Below are 18,037 nucleotides of genomic sequence, written 5' to 3'. Positions count from 1 at the left end.
TGCTCGGTTAGCCTCCCTAGTTTAGTTGGAAGGAGGATCCCCTGCCGATGACCTTGCTCTTGGATAGCTTGTTCAACGGCCTTAGCATCGGCACCGTCTTGCTGATAGCCGCTCTGGGCTTGGCTATTGTTTTCGGCCTCATGGGGGTCATCAACATGGCCCATGGGGAGCTGATGATGTTGGGGGCCTACACCACTTTTGTGGTTCAAAATGCCTTTCGTCCCCTAGGGGATCCCTGGCGGGATCTGTATATCTTCCCGGCTTTGGTGGCAGCCTTTGCCGTCACTGCTCTGGTAGGGCTGGCCTTGGAGCGGGGGGTGATTCGCTTTTTGTATGGCCGACCGCTGGAAACCCTTCTGGCCACTTGGGGTGTGAGCCTGATCCTGCAGCAGTTTGTGCGCAGCGTCAATTGGGTGCTGGCTTTCCGCTTGGGGGCCTTCGCGGTGCTCTTTTTCGGCGGCTGGTGGCTCTTGGCCAGGCGAACGGCTTGGCCGCGCCTCAAAGGGTGGACGCTGGCGCTGCTACTGGTGCTTTCCACGGCAATTGCAGCGGTGGGGGGGCGGGTGCTGGCGCAAACCTATGCTTTGGCGGTTACCCAGCCTTGGTTCGGCGCCCAGAACAAAGACGTGACGGCTCCCCGGTGGCTGGGGGGTGGGATCCCGGTGGGCAACCTGTTTTTGCCCAATACCCGCCTGTTTATCATCGCCCTCACTGTCTTCTGCATCCTGGGGCTGTACTTCTTCTTGCAACGCACCCGCTGGGGGCTGCGCATCCGGGCGGTTACCCAGAATCGGGCCATGAGCGCCTGTGTAGGGATCCCCACGCAAAAGGTGGATGCCCTTACCTTTGCCATCGGTTCGGGTCTGGCGGGAGTAGCCGGCGTGGCGGTCAGCCTGCTGGGATCCGTGGGGCCGAACACCGGCCAAAACTACATCGTGGATACCTTTATGGTGGTTGTCGTGGGGGGTGTCGGTAAGCTTTTGGGCAGCATTGTGGCAGCGCTTGGGATCGGGATTGCCAACTTTGTCATCGGCTCAGGGACGCTGGCTTTGATTTTTCCCAACGTGCCCATCCTGACCGATACCCTCAACTTTTTTGCCACCACGAGCATGGCCAAGGTGATGGTCTTTGCTTTGATCGTGGCCTTTTTGCAGGTGCGACCTCGGGGCCTTTTCCCCGAAAAAGGTCGTATGGTGGATGCCTAGGGAATGATCTCGCTTGGCGAAAACTCTAGGACCAGACTCTCCATCTTCTACTCCCTCACAAAGCCCATGAAACTGGTTCATTCCCCCCGTGCTGATCATGAAGTGGCTGCTCCCGCCGCGGGTGGGGGTCCCAATTCTTCTCGCAAGCTTCTGTGGGAGGCCGGGATCCTCATCGTTTTGGTGCTGGCCTTGATCTTTGTGGCCCCAACTGTGCTGTCTGGCTTTCGGCTCAACTTGCTGGGGCGGTTTCTGGCCCTCAGCATTGTAGCTTTGGGGATCGACCTCATCTGGGGCTATACCGGCATGCTCAGCCTGGGGCATGGGGTGTTCTTTGCCTTGGGGGGCTACGCTCTAGGGATGCACCTGAAATTGCAATTGCCGGAAGGTCAGATACCGGAGTTTTTCAGCCTCTACGGGGTAACGGAATTGCCCTGGTTTTGGTACCCCTTTTATTCTTTTCCGTTTACGGCTGTTGCTGTTGTCTTGATCCCGGCTTTGGTGGCAGCAGCCCTGGGATATTTGGTGGTGAGAAATCGCATTCGAGGGGTTTATTTCTCCATTCTAACTCAGGCCACCACGATCATTTTCTTTAACTTCTTCAACGGCCAACAGCGCTTAATTAACGGCACCAACGGCCTGACCAACTTCCAGACTTTGTTTGGCCTAGATGTCAACTCGTCCGAAATGCGCTTTGCTGTCTATGTCACTACAGTTCTGGCGGTGGTTTTGGCTTACCTTCTCTGTCGTTGGCTGACCAGCGGCTTATTCGGTCGGATCCTGGTAGCCATTCGAGATGACGAGCCGCGGGTTCGTTTTTCCGGCTACGATCCCACCGGCTTTAAAGTTCTGGTGTTTGCCGTGTCTGCTGCCCTGGCGGGTGTTGCCGGAGCTTTGTTTACCTTGCAAACTGGGATCATCTCTCCCAATGCGATGGCCGTTCCCTTTTCCATTGAGATGGTAATCTGGGTGGCGGTGGGCGGTCGGGCCAGTTTGGTGGGGGCGGTGCTGGGGGCTCTGTTGGTTAACTTTGCCAAGAGCTTGCTGAGCGAAAATTTTCCGGAGATTTGGCTGTTTTTCCAGGGGGGATTGTTCCTGTTGGTGGTGCTGGTGCTGCCGGATGGACTGGTGGGTTGGGTGCGCACCCAAGGCAGGCAACTTTGGGTCACCGTTCAGCTTTGGCGCAGGCGTTTGGCAAATACTTCTCCAGCCTAAATCTGGCTCTCTCTTGAGGATGTCAGTTATGTGCAAGATATAAGTTTAAGGTAAGAGGATCCCATGGGTGAGCCAGCGATGCCAAGTTTCCTCTCCTATTTGATGGGTTTATTTGATGGGTTGAGAATCCGGTTTGACCTTTGGCCTTTCCGTTCTTGGATGTGATCCCTATGCTCACTGCAGCTCCCACCGCCACCCGACAAATTTTACAAACTCAGGATCTCACCGTCAGCTTTGATGGCTTCAAGGCTTTAGACAGGCTGAACTTCTCTCTGGAGGAAGGGGAGCTGCGGGTGGTCATCGGCCCCAATGGGGCAGGCAAGACTACGTTTCTCGATGTGCTGACGGGCAAGGTTAAGCCTACTCGAGGCCGGGTGCTGTTTAAAGGAAAAGATCTGACCAAGCTCAAGGAACATGAGATCTCGATTTTGGGTGTTGGGCGCAAGTTTCAGACGCCGCGGGTCTATCAAAACTTGAGCGTGCGAGAAAACTTGGAGCTATCCCTCAACCCTGACAAAAGGGTTTTTTCCACCCTATTGGGCAAAAAGCATCTGCGAGAAAAAACGGATGCTCTTTTGGAAACCATTGGCCTCAGCCGTAAGGATCGGGTTCCGGCAGGGCTGCTTTCCCACGGAGAAAAGCAATGGCTGGAGATCGGCATGGTGATTGCTCAAGATCCGGATTTGCTGCTGCTGGATGAATGCGTGGCCGGGATGACGGACAAAGAAACAGAAGCTACAGGAGAGTTAATTCAATCCTTAGCCCAAAGCCACACCATTTTGGTGATCGAACATGACATGGTGTTTGTACGACAAATTGCCCGCAAGGTTACCGTTTTACACCAAGGCTCGGTGCTGTGCGAAGGTACCTTTGAGGATGTGAAAAACGACCCGCGAGTGATTGAGGTCTATCTCGGATCCCACAAGGGGAAAAACTAAGCAAAGAGGCTATAGTTCTGTATCTAATCGACTCATGCGCAGGCCTATGAATACGGAAAACGCGACCGCAACACAAAACTTATCCCGAGATGGATCCGGGCCTCTCCTGGAGGTCTCCAACTTGAGGGTTTACTATGGTCAGAGTTTAATTGTGAAGGATCTCTCTTTTAAGATCTTTCCCGGCCAAGCGGTTTGCCTTCTGGGCCGCAATGGTATGGGCAAAACCACCACACTTAAAGCCCTGATGGGACTTCTGAAAGACTGCACAGGCAAAATTGCTTTTGAGGGCCGTCCTATCAACCATTACCCTCCCAATTGGCGAGCCCGCGCCGGTATTGGCTATGTACCCCAAGGTCGAGAGATATTTCCCCGCCTAACGGTTGAGGAAAACCTGCTGGTGGGGCTAGAAGCGGCACCGGACAGAGAACGGATCATACCTGAGTTTGTCTATGACCTATTCCCAATTCTGCGTTCTTTTCTTAAACGGCTGGGTGGGGATTTGAGCGGTGGGCAGCAGCAGCAACTGGCCATCGCCAGAGCTTTGGTGGCAGAGCCCAAACTTTTGCTCCTGGATGAGCCCACAGAAGGGATCCAACCCTCCATCATCATCGAGATTGAAGAAGCCATCACCCGTATTCAAAAGGAGCGGGGCGTTTCGGTGTTGCTGGTGGAGCAGTATTTTGAGTTTGCCCAAAGTCTGGCCGATTACTTTTATCTTATGGAAAATGGATCCCTTATCATGGAGGGGCCGACTGACCAAATGGACGAAGAAAAAGTCCGAGCTCACCTTTCTATCTGAGGTGGCACCTGGAGAGCCTGAAAACCTCTATAACTTTTTTGAGAGCGGCAAATGGCATCCTGCATGTTCCAGAGACCTTGCCTAAACTTCTGGAAAAGCGAGAAGTCCACCTGCGAGGGGATAGGCTAGGGTTAGCCCTGGGCTTCCTTGAGCAGCAGCGTTGGCTAAGCTAGAAACTGTTCAAGATTGCGCTAGCTTGCCATTTCCATCCACAGGTTTGTGTCTCCTCCGATTCACTTCACTGCAGAGCCCTGGCTGCACACCTACAGCGAAATTATCGATGTGCGCTCTCCGGCAGAGTTCGCAGAGGATCATTGGCCGGGAGCCATCAACTTGCCTGTACTCTACGATACAGAACGGGCGGAGGTGGGCACGCTCTACAAGCAGGTGGATCCCTTTACAGCCCGCAAACGAGGGGCAAGCTTGGTGGCCCAGAACATCAGTCGCCACTTGCAAACCCATTTTGCCGATAAAGATCGCGATTACCGGCCCCTAATCTACTGCTGGCGGGGAGGGCAGCGCTCTGCCAGCTTGGCATTGGTGTTGTCCCAGGTGGGCTGGCAGGTTACGGTTTTGCAAGGTGGCTACAAAACCTACCGGGCCTGGGTGCGCCGACAGCTGCAGATCTTGCCCCAGGAATTTACCTACCGAGTGCTCTGCGGACCAACAGGGAGCGGCAAAACCCAGTTGCTTCACCATCTGCGCCAACAGGGATCCCAAGTTCTCGATCTGGAAAAGCTGGCCTGTCACCGGGGATCCCTCCTGGGGGCCGAGTGGGGGGTGCCACAGCCCAGTCAGAAGAGCTTTGAAAGTCAACTGGTGCAGGTTTTTCTCCAGTGGGATCCCGCCAAGCCAGTCTGGGTGGAGGCTGAGAGTGCCAAAGTGGGCCAGCTCCATCTGCCGCCTGCCCTTTGGCAAGCCCTTACCCAAGCCGACTGTGTCGAAGTGCAGTTGCCTCTAAAGGAGCGGGTGAAGGGGTTAATCGCCCACTATCCCCACTGGATTGCTCACCCCCAAGCGCTAAAAGGGAAATTGCTGCCTCTGAAGTCCCGTCTTGGCCAGGCCCGCCTGCAGCGTTGGTTTGAGCTGATCGACGCCCAAGACTGGCCGCAGTTTGTGCAGGAGTTGCTGGAGCAGCACTACGACCCCACCTATCGACACGGGCTGCAGCAAAACTTCAATCGCCTTCGGGCCCGGATTGAGCTGTCCGACCTTTCCGAGACCAGCCTCAGGGAAGCTGCTGCTCGCCTCATCCAGATGCCGCTTGGATCCCCATCGGTCGCGGCTAGGTGAGCACGATAAACTCCAAAGCCCGCAACACCTCAAACCACTCGGAAACTTCCAGCCGAACCGTGGAATCGGCAATCCACCGGCAGCCGGGATAAAAAGACTTGCGGTAGGCCCGAGCGGGATCCTTGTAGTCCACTTCCAATTGAAAGTGATCCGGCAGTGGGCGAGGACGGTAGGCCGACAGCCGCCTCAGGGATCCCTCTACACCTTGGCGGATGGCCTGTAGAACCTGCTGCGGATGTGGCGTAATGACCGACTGGCCTATCCCTTTGTGGGTGACCACCGTCTCGATGTGGGCGTCATAAGCTTTCGCTGCGGCACACACCTCCGCATCTCCGGCTACAAACACAACTGGGACTCCCTCATAGGCAGCCGTGAGGCTGACCAGGTGAAACTCGGCGATGGCCTGGCCGTTCAGCCGGATTTGGCTAACTTCGGTGGTGTAGGTGTGGGCGAGGGGGTTGGCAGCAGATCCGGCGCGGGCATGGTAGCCGATTAGGAGCAGGGCATCGTAACTGCGATCCAACTCTTGCACCATACAGTAGGGGTGGCCGCTCCAGCCGCGGATGAGTTGCACCGGCTCCGGCAACCGTTCGGGGATGAGGTTCCGCCCGGAGTCATGGGCATCTTTGACTGTGATCTGCGTGGCTCCGGCAGCCAGGGATCCCTCACAAGCCGCGATCACTGCTCGGGTCATCTGCTCTCGGAATGCCTCGTAACCCGGCTGGCCGATGGTGGCCTCATCCCAATGGCTGATGCCGGCGATCCCTTCAATATCGGCACTGATATAGACCTTCATGCTTGGCTCAGTAGACTCAGCATTGGATTCTGTTGGGCTTCATCCACCCTCGGATGCCCCTCAGCATCGCTCTGGGCAAGGGATCCAAGCGGTTATTTCCCTTGCGAAAGCTGCCCCTGTCTCTGTTACGGATCCCTTCCCTATTCTCAAGAAGCTCGGATGAAGAATAAAGACTCCGTCCCGCTGAGGGGATCAGAGAGCCACCAAAGAAGCAGATACCCCCTGCTGTAACTCCGACAACAATGAGGCCGGACGCCCCTTATAGGGCCAGGCAAAAGCGTGACGAAAGGCTGCTTCCTGGCAGTGTTTGAGCTGCTCGAAATCGATAATGTCGTGGGTTAGCAGGTTTTCGTACTCAAACGGCAGCCGCACATTGTGCAAGCCGGCGTTGTCGGTGCAGATGGCGATATCCACCCCCGCCTCAAAGCAGCGGTCAAAGACTATCTTGAGGGGCTCCAAACTGGGCAGGGTTCCCGTTTTTAGATAGGTGGTGGGACAAACTTCTAGGCATTGTCCTCGCCGTGCCAGCTCCGGCAGCAATTCTGGATAGTGGAGGGGGATCTGAATGCCGTGGCCGATCCGCGAGACATAGGGCAGCAACTGTGGGTAGCAGCCATCCAAAGTTTCGTACAGGTGGGCAGTGGTTTTCAGGCCGCGGGCCAGCGCATACTTGAACAGCTCAATCCACTCGTCCATCCGTTCGCCGTAGGGCTTGTCTCCCCCGGCCAGGTCGATGGCACACACATACTCCGACTCAGCGGCAGCTTCCACCATGGCCCGGTTGATGTGGCTGGGCAGGCGTGAATGCAAACAGACGATCTGGGTGGTGACGATGGGATACTCCCGCTGCTGGCTGGCCTGCCCCACCGTCTCGATTACCTGGCGCATCTGCTTGAGGCGCTCCCCCTCATCCAGGCTGGGATCCGTGCGCAGGTAGGGAGTGTAGCGAATCTCCAGGTAGGCCAGATCCTCAAAGACGTAGGCTCCCCGCAGCAGGCGGTAGATAAAATAGGGCAGGGTTTCCAGGGTTTGCACCTGTTCCACCAGCGTGTGCAGCTCCAGGTAATCTTCGAGGGTGTTGCGCGGGCGGGTGTAGAACTCCTCGAACTCGGCATAGGTGGGAAAGCGCTCTGCCACAGGGGATCCCTGGCGGTGAAAATAGCGCCACAGAATTCGGGGGACAACCGAACCGCCCAAATGACGGTGCAACTCCGCGTGAAGTGCCATAAACGCTCTACAGTGGCCCGCCAGGGGGCAGACTTGGTTTGTTTAAGTACTATTTCTACTCTTATCCTACTCTTATCCAACCGCCTCAGGCTTGTCCAGGTCTAATCCCGCAAGCCCGGCTAGAAGTTTAGATCGTCAAGCCGATCCCCTGCCCATCGTGATAGGCGGCCAGCAGTAGGTCGGTGGTGGTATCCCAAGCAATCTCGCCCGAGCGCGATAGAGCAATGGCCCCAAAGGAGCGGCGACGTTGGCGGGCCTCTTGAAAAGACTTGGCCATGGCAGCCTTCAGGCTGAGGCCATCTTCCACTCGAATCACAATCCGCGCCGCCAAGCTCTCATCCAAAATATCTTCCCCAACACCGGTACAACTGACTCCCGCCACCGCACTGGCATAGGTTCCCGCTGGAGTGGCCGAATCGCTTACTCGCCCCACCCGTTCAAACCCCCGCCCGCCGGTGGAGGTGCCGGCACAGATTTGCCCCTGTTGATCCAGCGCCACCGCCCCCACCGTGCCCATGGCCAGAGCAGTGAGAACCCTAGTTGGGGGATGGGTTTGACGCAACTGCACCCACTCTTGAACCCGCTTGAGAGTGGCCGGATCATAAACCGGCAACTGCAGCTCCCGCGCCAGCTCTGCTGCCCCTTGTTCGGCCACCACGCGATCCGGGCTTGATTGCAGAGCCTGGGCCATGAGGATGGGATGCTGAACTCGGCTGACGTTGATCACCCCGCTAAAAGACTGGGTGGCCCCGTTCATGAGAGCGGCGCTCATGCGGATTTGCCCATCCGATTGCAAGACCGACCCCGTCCCGGCATTGTAGAGCGGATCATCCTCCAGCAACTGGCAGGCATGCATCACCGCCGCCTCGGCACTCTGCCCAGCCAACAGCAGCTCGTAGGTGCTCTCCACCACCTGCTGCAGGGATCCCCTCACTTTTTCCAGGCTGCTTTCCCCTTCCAGGGCGCTGCCGGCTCCGCCGTGGATGATCAGTTTGGGCTGAGGCATGATGAGATCGGTTACCTTGTGAGAACAGTGGAAGACTATATTTTGATTTTCGGGTACAACATCCACCCATGCATCTGCTCCATCCCAGGGATCCCAACGCAAAGGGAGAGGGAGCCTTAAGATAATCCTGTAGATTTGCTAAGCATAGATACTCAAGGGCGATTCTGGTAAAGGGCTGTCGGATTGCAGCCGGTAGGGATCCCCCTGATGGTATGGCACAAGCGAGGTTACATCCATGGCGCTGCCCAGCTTGCACGAGTTTCCTTGGCTGACCACGGTCATCGCTTACCCTGTGTTGGCCGCCCTATTTATTCCCCTGATCCCAGCACCGGCTGGGGATCCCAGTACCCGCGCCTACGCACAAAAGTTGGCCGAGCGGATCCGCTGGTTTGCTTTGTTCATTGCGGTCACGGATCTGCTGATTCTGCTGGCCGGCTTCTATGTCGGCTACGATCCCGGCCAGACGGGCTTGCAACTGCTGGAGCGCTACACCTGGGTACCCCAAGTGGGCTTGAGTTGGTCGGTGGGGGCTGATGGCCTCTCCATGCCCCTGATCCTGCTCACGGCGTTTATCACTACCCTAGCCATCTTGGCCGCTTGGCCGGTCACCCTCAAGCCTCGCCTCTTCTACTTTTTGATGCTGGCCATGTATGGCGGGCAGATCGGGGTGTTTGCCGTGCAGGACATGTTGCTGTTTTTCCTGATGTGGGAATTGGAGCTGATCCCGGTGTACTTGCTCCTCTCCATTTGGGGGGGATACAACCGCCTGTATGCGGCCACCAAGTTCATCCTCTACACGGCCCTCAGCTCCCTGTTTATCTTGGTGGCAGGTCTGGCCATGGCCTTCTACGGGGATCCCATCAGCTTTGACATGACGGATCTGGCCCACAAGACCTATCCACTCACCTTCCAACTGCTGATGTATGGGGCCTTCCTCATTGCCTATGGGGTGAAGCTGCCCATTTTCCCCTTGCACACTTGGCTGCCCGATGCCCACGGCGAGGCCACTGCGCCGGTGCACATGTTGCTGGCCGGGATCCTGCTCAAGATGGGGGGCTATGCCCTGATGCGCATGAATGCGGGCATGCTGCCGGATGCTCATCTTTACTTTGCGCCAGTGCTGATCGTGTTGGGGGTGGTGAACATCATCTTTGCCGCCCTCACCTCTTTTGCCCAGCGCAACCTGAAACGGAAGATCGCCTATTCTTCCATCAGCCACATGGGTTTTGTGCTCATCGGTATCGGATCCCTGACCGAAATCGGCATGAGCGGGGCCATGTTGCAGATGATCTCTCACGGACTTATCGGGGCCAGCCTGTTCTTCTTGGTGGGGGCCACCTACGACCGCACCCATACGCTGGAGCTGGAGGAAATGGGCGGCGTTGGCCTGAAGATGCCCAAGATCTTCTCCATGTTCACCGCCTGCTCCCTGGCTTCGCTAGCCCTACCCGGCATGAGCGGCTTTGTGGCCGAGATCATGGTGTTTATCGGCATGGCCACCACCGATGCCTACTCTCTCCCCTTCCGGTTGGTGGTGGTTTTCCTGGCAGCAGTTGGGGTGATCCTGACCCCCATCTACCTGCTGTCGATGTTGCGGCAGATTTTCTTTGGCCCAGAGAACAAAGAGCTCACCGAACACGAAGAGTTGGTGGATGCCGAGCCGCGCGAGGTGTTCATCATTGCCTGTCTGTTGATCCCCATCATTGGCATTGGCCTCTATCCCAAGCTGGTGACCAGCCTCTACGACCAATCCACCAACGCCTTGGTGGCGCTGCTGCGGCAGGAACTGCCCCAAACTGGTGAGACGGTTGCCCAAGCCCCTGCCCTCTACAACAACTGAATAATAATGTTGAATTGAGATGAGAACTGAGGGTCGGAAAGGGATCCACTCCCTTTCTATCCCCTATTGGGCTTGCGGCCCTCACCAGCTTGAACTTGCATCCAGCCAAACAAAGTTGCAATTGTCAGTTGGATCCCTGAGGCGAAGGCGGGAGCGGGGATCACCTCTTGGGGATCCTCATGTACTGTCGGCTGCTGCCCGGCAGGGTAGGCGAAAACAACCCTTTCTTCGGGATCCACCACCCACCCCATTTGGCAGCCGTGATCCAGGCCGATCAAGATTTTTTTGACCAGCTTCATTGGATTTTGATCGGGAGAGAGAATCTCGATCATCCAATCCGGGCAAAAGGGGATGAGATTTTGAATGGTGCCATCTTCATCCACAGGGATCCGATCCCAGGGGATCACAGAAATATCGGGCACAATCGCATAACCGGCAAAGGTACAGCGCAGCTCTGGAAATGCCCATCCAAGGCGCTTAGGTTTGAGGTTTGCATTGATGAACGAAGTGAGTTCCCCTTGCAGTAAACTATGTTTTCCCTGGGGCATGGGCTTCTGGATAATTTCTCCTTCAATGAACTCGCTAGCCGGCTGAGTTTCCGGCTGTTGTAGAAAGTCTTCCAGAGTTAGAGGCTTGGCAGATAGACTGACCATGGCTTGCTCCTATCACGCTGCTATCTGATAACAATGGGTTCAGAGAATATCAGAGCCGGTCAAAACAGATCCCTGTCGCGTTGCTGCCAAGTCATTTGGCGGTCATAGGGGCTTTTGCCGGAAAACAACCCCATCAGCGGCCCCAAAATGGCCCCAAACACAAAACCGCCTGCATGGGCCCAGTAAGCAATTCCCCCACCCTGCATACCGATATTGGTAGGCGTCTGTAGGCTGGCAATGCCGTAGAAAGCTTGCTGGATGAACCAAAAGCCTAGGAACACCCAAGCCGGAACGTAGAGGGTTGTGATGAAAATACCCAAGGGCACCAGGGTCAGAATCTCGGCCCGTGGAAAACGCAAAATATAGGCTCCCAATACGCCAGCAATAGCGCCGCTTGCCCCCAGTGAAGGAATGGGGGATCCCATATCGAAAAACCACTGCGTTAGCGCAGCCAAAGCTCCGCAAGCCAGGTAAAAGATGAGGTAGCGCACATGGCCCAAGCGATCCTCAACGTTGTTGCCGAAAACCCACAAAAAAAGCATGTTCCCGCCAATGTGGAGAAAGCCCCCATGCAGAAATTGTGAGGTGAATAGGGTTACCCATTCTGGACGCGACGAAGAGGTGATCTCCCCTCGAAAACTGGCCGTCAACTCTACCGGTACCACTGCCCACTCCCGGAAAAAAGCTGCCAGCTCTTGTGGCGACAGGGTTAGCTGGTACAGAAAGACTAGAATATTAACGATCACCAGGGCATAAGTGACATAGGCTGTGCGGGTGGTTGGGTTGCGATCTTGCAGGGGTACCACAGTTAAGATCCAGTCGACGTCACCCTCTAGCCTAGCCTGTTCTTTTCTGCCCCCCCAGGTTCACCTCTAAACCCCTACCTGAGGCTACACTAGGGTAACCTGCTGGGAGCTTTGCTGGTGAACCTATTTCAGTTTTCAGTCAAGCCCGCCCGGCAGAGGATAAACTGCAAGGCTGGACTAGAGGAGTGGATTGATGTCCGAGGTTGAAAGCCCCACTGCCCCGCTCAAGTTTTTGATCGTCGAAGATCATCCAGAGGTGGCTCAAAACAACTGTGAGTGGCTGCAACGCATTGCAGCAGATGCTCAATGTATTACGGTCACCAATCCCATGGACGCCATCCTGCGGCTGCAGCGGGAACAACCAGACTTGGTTGTAGCCGATCTGCTCTATGGTCAAACCAGCGGAGAGCAGTCTGCCGAGCCTGGCCTAGAGTTCCTGCGCCATATCTTTGAGAACTACCCAACCTTGAATGTGATGGCCTATTCCAGCGAGCCGCTGCTGCTCACTCCATTGGTGGGCCTGATCAGCAAACACCAGGGTGGGTTTGCCGCGGTCAACAAAATGGAACGGCGCACCGTGTTTCTGGAGGGGGCCAAAAGCGCCCTGAATGGAGAATTGCGCATGCCGCGGGAGTTGCGCGGTCTTACGAAGCTGACAGAACGAGAAATTGAGGTCTTGAACTTGCTCTGCAAAGAAGCCCTCACCGATCAGGCCATCGCAGATCGCATTCACACCAGCAAGAAGACCGTACAAAACTGTATCCAGAGGCTCAAAGAAAAGTTGGATATTTTCGGCTCTGAGGATGAGATCAATGCTCGCGTTGCCATGTGTATGACAGCCGTTCAGAAAAAGATTATCCAGTGGTAAAGGCTGAAGGCCAGCAGTGACTTGCATCTGCGGCCAGCTCCAGCTTGGGGTACTGGCAAAGGCTTAGTCAAAGCCAGAAGAAGAGAGGCGGAGCTCTCCGGCTGCCATTTTCCAATTCTTCCAGCCATCAGACAGCTTTCAACTGGGATCAGCGGATCCCCAGTGCAGAGGCAAACACACTGTGGCCCACTATGGCCTCTACCACAACACTGATGGCAAACCCCAGCATGGCCAGCCGTCCGTTCCATCGCTCGGCCTTCTCCGTCCAGCCAATCTCCCACTCCGGCGGGGTATCGCCGTCTTGACCGTACTGCGGTACATACCGCGGGCGCTCAGCGCTTTCCCAGCCAGCAGGGCGCTTGGAGTTGAAGAAAGCCATCGAGCCAATTGCAACAGCGGCCACCAGCCCGGCCACCATGACGGCAATGTAGGGGAGGAAGGGATTGTCAAGCATCATCGGACTGTCGAGAGGGATGAAGGGTGAAAAAGCTCCCAAAAAGGGTAGAGCCGTAACATCTCAAAGCCGAAGAGAAAGTCTGTGAGATGTCCAATGTGGCTCTACCGAAAAGTTCTTTGACAGATTATTGCAGGTTATTGCAGACCTAGCCACTGGGCGAGAGTGCTGGCAAAAACACTGTGGCCCAGCACCGCTTCTGTAGCAATGCTGATCACCAAGCCCAACATGGCCAAGCGTCCATTCCAACGCTCCGCTTGCTCTGTCCAGCCTGGGATCCAGTCGTTGGTGGTGTCGTAGTACTGGGCAACAGAAGCGGAGTCCAGACGAGAAGGGATTCTGGGAGACGATTGCATTGCTAATACCTCGTATTGGTTGCTGTAACTAAACTTAACACAAAGTTACATTTTGTGACAAGCTTCGCTTTCAGGTCAGGGAGGAAGGGATCCCTGGATGCTGGAAGGGATTGGGCGGATGGGTTTGCCGAAGGCTGGCCGGAAGCGATGTCATACTGAGGGAAGCAGGCTTTTTGCGCAGACCATGGCGGTATCCCCCCTTTCTTCTCTCAAGCTTGACCATTCTTTCGATCTGGCTGCCCAGGTGCGGTCAGATTTTCCGATTTTGCAGCGCCAGGTCAACGGCCACCCGCTAATCTACTTTGACAATGCCGCCACTTCTCAAAAGCCACTGGCGGTTATGCAGGCGATGGATCATTACTATCGACACTGCAACGCCAACGTGCATCGCGGGGTGCATACGCTGAGCAACGAAGCCACAGATGCCTATGAGGGGGCGCGGGAAAAGATCGCTCGGTTTGTGAACGCGCCTTCTCCTCAGGAGATCATCTACACCCGCAATGCCAGCGAAGCCATCAATCTGGTGGCCTACAGTTGGGGCTTGAGCCATCTGGAGCGGGGGGATGAGATCGTCCTCTCGGTGATGGAGCACCACAGCAACCTAATCCCGTGGCAATGGGTGGCCCAGAAGACGGGAGCCCACCTCAAGTTCATCCAGATCACGCCAGAGGGAGAGTTGGATCTGGAGCACTACCAATCTTTGCTCAGCGACCGCACCCGCTTGGTGGCGGTAACCCAGGTCTCCAACATGCTGGGATCCATCAACCCCGTTCAGGAGATTACTGAACTGGCCCATCGTTACGGAGCCAAGGTTTTGCTGGATGCCTGCCAGAGCGTGCCCCACATGCCTGTGGATGTCCAGGCGCTGGATTGCGATTGGTTGGCCTTTTCGGGGCACAAGATGTGTGGCCCAACGGGGATTGGCGTCCTCTACGGCAGGCGGGAGCTGCTGCGAGCGATGCCCCCTTTTTTGGGTGGGGGAGAGATGATCGCCGATGTGTACTGGGATCACGCCACCTATGCGGATATCCCCCACAAATTTGAGGCTGGTACGCCGGCGATTGCCCAGGCGGTGGGGCTGGGGGCAGCCGTAGATTACTTGAGCCAGATCGGTCTGGAGCGGGTTCATGCCCATGAACAAAGGTTGATTACCCACCTGTTGGACGGGATCCAGCACATAGCGGGTATTACGGTTTATGGCCCCAAGGATCCGGCGCGACGGGCAGGGCTGGTCAGCTTTTCGGTGGAGGCCGTCCATCCTCACGACCTGTCTACCTTGCTGGATGAGCAAGGCATTGCCGTTCGAGCGGGGCACCACTGCACTCAACCCCTCCATCGCTATTTGGGAGTACAATCCACTGCCCGAGCCAGTGTTTACCTGTACAACACGTTGGCGGAGGTGGATCGCTTTTTAGACGTGTTGGCAGAAGCGGTGGAGTTCTTCGGCGCTGCCCTAAGCTAGGGATCCGGGATAGACCTCTGAAGAGATGAGCATGCCTCTAACCCCCAAAACCCTGAACTTTGCTGAATTTACTGAGCTTTAGGCGGTTTGGCAAAAGTCATTGAGAGGGATATAGTAGACCAAGTTTCCCCCTGATCCTTGAGTCCACCGCAACGGTTGCCGGGAAGTGAAGGGGGAAAGCGCTCGGGGGGTATTCCTCAGGGCTTTGCGGGATACCGCCTTCCTGTTTGGACTCCGTCCCGCTGACGCGAACAGAGATAGGCAGGATGCGATCGCTTCTTTCCTGAACCATGTTCAGGAGAGTTCAGCGTGAATGTATCAGGTAGACTCATGCCTTGGGATCTGGGGCGGTTCTGGAACACGCTCACCTACTATGAGGCCCTGCCTTGGGCTGAGGTGTGGCGTCGGGTTCAAAATGGGTTCCAGGCCGTGGAGGATGATTTTGTGCCACCTTCTCTTTCCGAGCCGGTCGCTATCCAGATAGGGGTGGTGGGGGAAGGTTTGCCTGACGGGTTGGCGGAGGCCCTGCGGCAGCAGGGCGTGGAGGTGAGCCATACGCCAGATTGGGCGACAGCAACCGTGATCCTAGGTTTGGGGGATCCACCAACGGCCAAGGCTTATCTGGAGCAATTGCGCAGCAGTGGGCAAACGGAGCGGATGCTGTTCGACTTTCGCCGGCCCAACCCGGATTTGCATCGGTTTTGGGGCATTTTGGACGATGTGGTGATGGGCGGGGCGAGCCAAAGCCAACTGCTCTGGGGAAAGGAGGAGCTGCTGTTCGCAGGCCAGGTTTCCACGGCCAACTTTGGGGGGTTTGTTTCCACGCGCACCCGCAATTGGCAGCCGCCGCTGGACTTGTCGGGGTTTGCCGGTCTGGAGCTGCGCCTGCGAGGGGATGGGCAGCGGTATAAGGTCTTACTGCGGGATCAAGGCGGCTGGGACAGCCCCGCCTACGGCTATGCGTTCGACACTGCGCCGGGAGAAGAGCAGACCGTTCAGATCCCCTTTGCGGAGATGGTTGCCACGTTCCGCGCCCGCCTTGTGCCTTCGGCTCCTGCGCTCAATACTCGCCAGATCTGCTCTCTGCAGGTGATGTTGAGCAAGTTTGAGGCGGATGGCCGCTTGAACCCCCGTTTCCGACCGGGGCCTTTTCAACTGGGCTTGCGCTGGATTGGGCTGTATCGTCGGGAGCCTCTGCCGCAATTGATCGGGGTGGCGCGGGGATCCCTTGCCCCGGAGTGGATAGCTGCCCTGCAGGGTAGCTCCAGCCGTTGGTGTGGGGTGGAGATTCCGGTAGAGACAGAGGGATCCGCTCTGGCAGCCCAGTTGCTCCGCCTCCTGCGCTCGCCTCAGAGCGTGGGCCGGGTGGTGTCTTCAGAAGCTTTCCATGCCTAGCTTTCTGGGCCGCCTCAAGGGATCCCTGGGGATGGGGCTTTTGGCCGGCCTGTGGCTGTGGGTAGGTCAGGGGATCCCCTACCTGTTCGACTGGGATGAGCTGATCTACGCCAGCTTGGCGCGGCAGATGCTGGCCAGCGGGGATCCGCTCTCGTTGGCGATCAACGGGGAGCCCTTTTTTGAAAAGCCGCCCCTGTTTTTTTGGCTGCAGGCCCTGTCCATGGCTGTTTTAGGGATGAACGAAGGGGCAGCGCGCTTGCCCAATGCTTTTGCTGGCGGGATCACGGTGGCGCTGCTGGTGGGGTGGGGATCCTGTCTGGGCGGGATGGGGTTCGGCTGCCTATGGGGGATCTTGCTGCTGACGGGCTACCTGCCCTTGTTTTTTTACAAAACCGGCCTCATCGACCCGCTGTTGAATCTGGGGATGGGGGTGGGTCTGGGATCCCTTTGGGCCGCCGAGGAGGCCTGGCGGGCCGGGTACTCTGGACGCAGGTGGAGAGCGGTGGGGGCGCTGGCTCTGGGCTTGGCGGTGTTGGCCAAAGGGCCAGTGGGGTTGGTGTTGCCCCTGGCTATCTGGATCCTCTACAAGCTCTGGCAACGGGATCCTCCCCTTCGATGGGGGGAGAGCCTGGTTTTCCTCAGCCTAGCTGTGGCTGTTCCCCTCACTTGGCTGGCGTTGGAGGGGGTGCAACGGGGGCCAGAATGGGTGGAAGAGTTTGGGCGCTACCAATGGCGCATCCTCACCAGCTCAGATGGGCATCCCGGCCCGGTTTATTTTCATCTGTTGGCCTTTGCCCTAGGGTGCTTTCCCTGGGGTTCTTTGGCTTTGGCCGAGATCCTGCAGCCCATCCCCAGGAGCGTGGGCTCGGTGGATTTGACTCGGCGGGCAGAATCTCTGCTGTTGGTGGCTTTTGGGGTGGTGCTGGCCCTGTTTTCGCTGCTGGTGCAAACCAAGCTGGTTCACTACACCTCGCTGCTGTACCCCATTGGGGCCTACTTTGCTGCCCTGCGCTTGCAGCGCCTGGTTGCTGAGAAAAGAGGGCCCAGTTTTTGGGAAAGTGCCTGGATCCTGCTCAGTGGCTTGTTTTGGCTGGCCCTGTGGCTATTGCTGCCTTGGCTGGGATCCCAGGACCCCGCTGGGCTAGTCCAAGCATGGGTCTTTGCCGGCATCCCTGACGACTTTTCCAGCAGCTTGGTGCTGGGATACCTGCAGGCTGAGGTGGAGTGGCCGGTGTTGACCTACGTCCCCGCCGCGATCCTGCTGCTGGGAATTCTCCTTTGGAGTCGAGGACGGCGGCGGGCTTGGGGCTGGACAGTTTTGCTCTTGGCCACGGGACTGAGCGCCCAACTGGCCTGGTGCTGGGTCTTCCCCCGCCTGCTGCAACACACCCAGGGAGGAGCCGTCCACTTTTTCCGGCAGTTTGCCACTTCCGAAAACAACGCCCAGCCGGCTCTCTCTGGAACGGTGGGCCTGTACGGCTTTCGCTCTTTTGTACCCTATTTTTATGGCCCGCTGCAGGTTCCCTACGCCGCCAGCCCAGAAGAGCTGGCCGACTGGCAAGCCCAGGGGCAGGCGCCCGACTACCTGGTTACCTGGGATCCCTTTGTAGCTGAACTTACAGCTCCCGAGGGCGAACAGGCAGCCATTCTGGGATCTTGGCGGGTCGTCGAGCGCCGCAGTCCCTTTTGGCTGTTGAAAAAAACCTCTTCTCCTCCCTAGGCCCCAG

Annotated in this window: 17 protein-coding genes; 10 read left to right on the top strand and 7 right to left on the bottom strand. The window is 57.0% G+C overall.

Annotation, left to right across the window (positions count from 1 at the left end):
• Positions 1-47: 47 nt before the first annotated feature.
• From urtB to mnmH, 5 genes are all read left to right on the top strand, one after another.
• Positions 48-1,205 carry an urea ABC transporter permease subunit UrtB gene (urtB, locus tag ACVWXF_RS03830; RefSeq protein ID WP_457441659.1) on the top strand — a complete coding sequence of 386 codons (1,158 nt, stop codon included), beginning with the start codon at positions 48-50 and terminating at the stop codon, positions 1,203-1,205.
• A gap of 3 nt (positions 1,206-1,208) precedes the next feature.
• Entirely contained in the window at positions 1,209-2,417 is a 1,209-nt protein-coding gene (gene urtC, locus ACVWXF_RS03825) for an urea ABC transporter permease subunit UrtC (protein WP_457441661.1), read from the top strand.
• A 170-nt stretch (positions 2,418-2,587) separates the two neighbouring features.
• Positions 2,588-3,355 (top strand): urea ABC transporter ATP-binding protein UrtD, encoded by a 768-nt coding sequence (gene urtD, locus ACVWXF_RS03820; RefSeq protein WP_011433599.1) that lies wholly within the window; start codon positions 2,588-2,590, stop codon positions 3,353-3,355.
• A gap of 34 nt (positions 3,356-3,389) precedes the next feature.
• Positions 3,390-4,154 (top strand): urea ABC transporter ATP-binding subunit UrtE, encoded by a 765-nt coding sequence (gene urtE, locus ACVWXF_RS03815; protein ID WP_011433598.1) that lies wholly within the window; start codon positions 3,390-3,392, stop codon positions 4,152-4,154.
• Positions 4,155-4,373: 219 nt separating this feature from the next.
• The gene (mnmH, locus tag ACVWXF_RS03810; protein ID WP_457441663.1) at positions 4,374-5,447 is read left to right on the top strand and encodes a tRNA 2-selenouridine(34) synthase MnmH; all 1,074 of its coding nucleotides are present in this window, start codon (positions 4,374-4,376) and stop codon (positions 5,445-5,447) included.
• Here mnmH and ACVWXF_RS03805 read toward each other — a convergent pair.
• From ACVWXF_RS03805 to ACVWXF_RS03795, 3 genes are all read right to left on the bottom strand, one after another.
• Positions 5,440-6,243, bottom strand: a complete 804-nt coding sequence (locus ACVWXF_RS03805) for a M55 family metallopeptidase (protein WP_414342392.1) — start codon at positions 6,241-6,243, stop codon at positions 5,440-5,442. The two genes, mnmH and ACVWXF_RS03805, sit on opposite strands and share 8 nt — an antisense overlap.
• A gap of 192 nt (positions 6,244-6,435) precedes the next feature.
• Positions 6,436-7,470 (bottom strand): adenosine deaminase, encoded by a 1,035-nt coding sequence (locus ACVWXF_RS03800; RefSeq protein WP_457473678.1) that lies wholly within the window; start codon positions 7,468-7,470, stop codon positions 6,436-6,438.
• A 127-nt stretch (positions 7,471-7,597) separates the two neighbouring features.
• Positions 7,598-8,476, bottom strand: a complete 879-nt coding sequence (locus tag ACVWXF_RS03795) for an isoaspartyl peptidase/L-asparaginase (protein ID WP_457473677.1) — start codon at positions 8,474-8,476, stop codon at positions 7,598-7,600.
• Between the two features lie 235 nt (positions 8,477-8,711).
• Between ACVWXF_RS03795 and ACVWXF_RS03790 the strand changes: the two genes are divergently transcribed.
• Positions 8,712-10,316 (top strand): NAD(P)H-quinone oxidoreductase subunit 4, encoded by a 1,605-nt coding sequence (locus ACVWXF_RS03790; RefSeq protein ID WP_414357523.1) that lies wholly within the window; start codon positions 8,712-8,714, stop codon positions 10,314-10,316.
• A 56-nt stretch (positions 10,317-10,372) separates the two neighbouring features.
• On the opposite strand, the gene ACVWXF_RS03785 is transcribed toward ACVWXF_RS03790, so the two are convergent.
• Both ACVWXF_RS03785 and ACVWXF_RS03780 read right to left on the bottom strand, forming a co-directional pair.
• Entirely contained in the window at positions 10,373-10,969 is a 597-nt protein-coding gene (locus tag ACVWXF_RS03785) for a Uma2 family endonuclease (protein ID WP_457473676.1), read from the bottom strand.
• Between the two features lie 59 nt (positions 10,970-11,028).
• Complete coding sequence (locus ACVWXF_RS03780) at positions 11,029-11,775, bottom strand: rhomboid family intramembrane serine protease (RefSeq protein ID WP_457473675.1); 747 nt, start codon at positions 11,773-11,775, stop codon at positions 11,029-11,031.
• 193 nt (positions 11,776-11,968) lie between these two features.
• Between ACVWXF_RS03780 and ACVWXF_RS03775 the strand changes: the two genes are divergently transcribed.
• Positions 11,969-12,643 (top strand): response regulator transcription factor, encoded by a 675-nt coding sequence (locus ACVWXF_RS03775; RefSeq protein WP_011433588.1) that lies wholly within the window; start codon positions 11,969-11,971, stop codon positions 12,641-12,643.
• A 148-nt stretch (positions 12,644-12,791) separates the two neighbouring features.
• Here the strand turns inward: ACVWXF_RS03775 and psb35 are convergent, their stop codons facing one another.
• Positions 12,792-13,100, bottom strand: a complete 309-nt coding sequence (gene psb35, locus ACVWXF_RS03770) for a photosystem II assembly protein Psb35 (protein ID WP_457473674.1) — start codon at positions 13,098-13,100, stop codon at positions 12,792-12,794.
• A 134-nt stretch (positions 13,101-13,234) separates the two neighbouring features.
• Positions 13,235-13,453 carry a hypothetical protein gene (locus ACVWXF_RS03765; RefSeq protein ID WP_011433585.1) on the bottom strand — a complete coding sequence of 73 codons (219 nt, stop codon included), beginning with the start codon at positions 13,451-13,453 and terminating at the stop codon, positions 13,235-13,237.
• Between the two features lie 184 nt (positions 13,454-13,637).
• Here ACVWXF_RS03765 and ACVWXF_RS03760 point away from each other — a divergent pair, with 184 nt between their 5' ends.
• The 3 genes from ACVWXF_RS03760 to ACVWXF_RS03750 all read left to right on the top strand — a co-directional run bounded on the left by ACVWXF_RS03760 (position 13,638) and on the right by ACVWXF_RS03750 (position 18,030).
• A complete protein-coding gene (locus ACVWXF_RS03760) occupies positions 13,638-14,915 on the top strand; it encodes a cysteine desulfurase (RefSeq protein ID WP_414331647.1) in 1,278 nt (425 codons plus the stop codon).
• Positions 14,916-15,245: 330 nt separating this feature from the next.
• Positions 15,246-16,310 carry a CIA30 family protein gene (locus ACVWXF_RS03755; RefSeq protein WP_457403937.1) on the top strand — a complete coding sequence of 355 codons (1,065 nt, stop codon included), beginning with the start codon at positions 15,246-15,248 and terminating at the stop codon, positions 16,308-16,310.
• A complete protein-coding gene (locus ACVWXF_RS03750) occupies positions 16,303-18,030 on the top strand; it encodes an ArnT family glycosyltransferase (RefSeq protein WP_414423526.1) in 1,728 nt (575 codons plus the stop codon). Before ACVWXF_RS03755 ends, ACVWXF_RS03750 begins: the two co-directional genes overlap by 8 nt.
• Positions 18,031-18,037: the final 7 nt, after the last annotated feature.

This window comes from Thermostichus sp. MS-CIW-40 (genome assembly GCF_054058315.1).
Note: the sequence above shows the minus strand (reverse complement) of the source record. Positions and strands in the feature narration are given on the sequence as shown.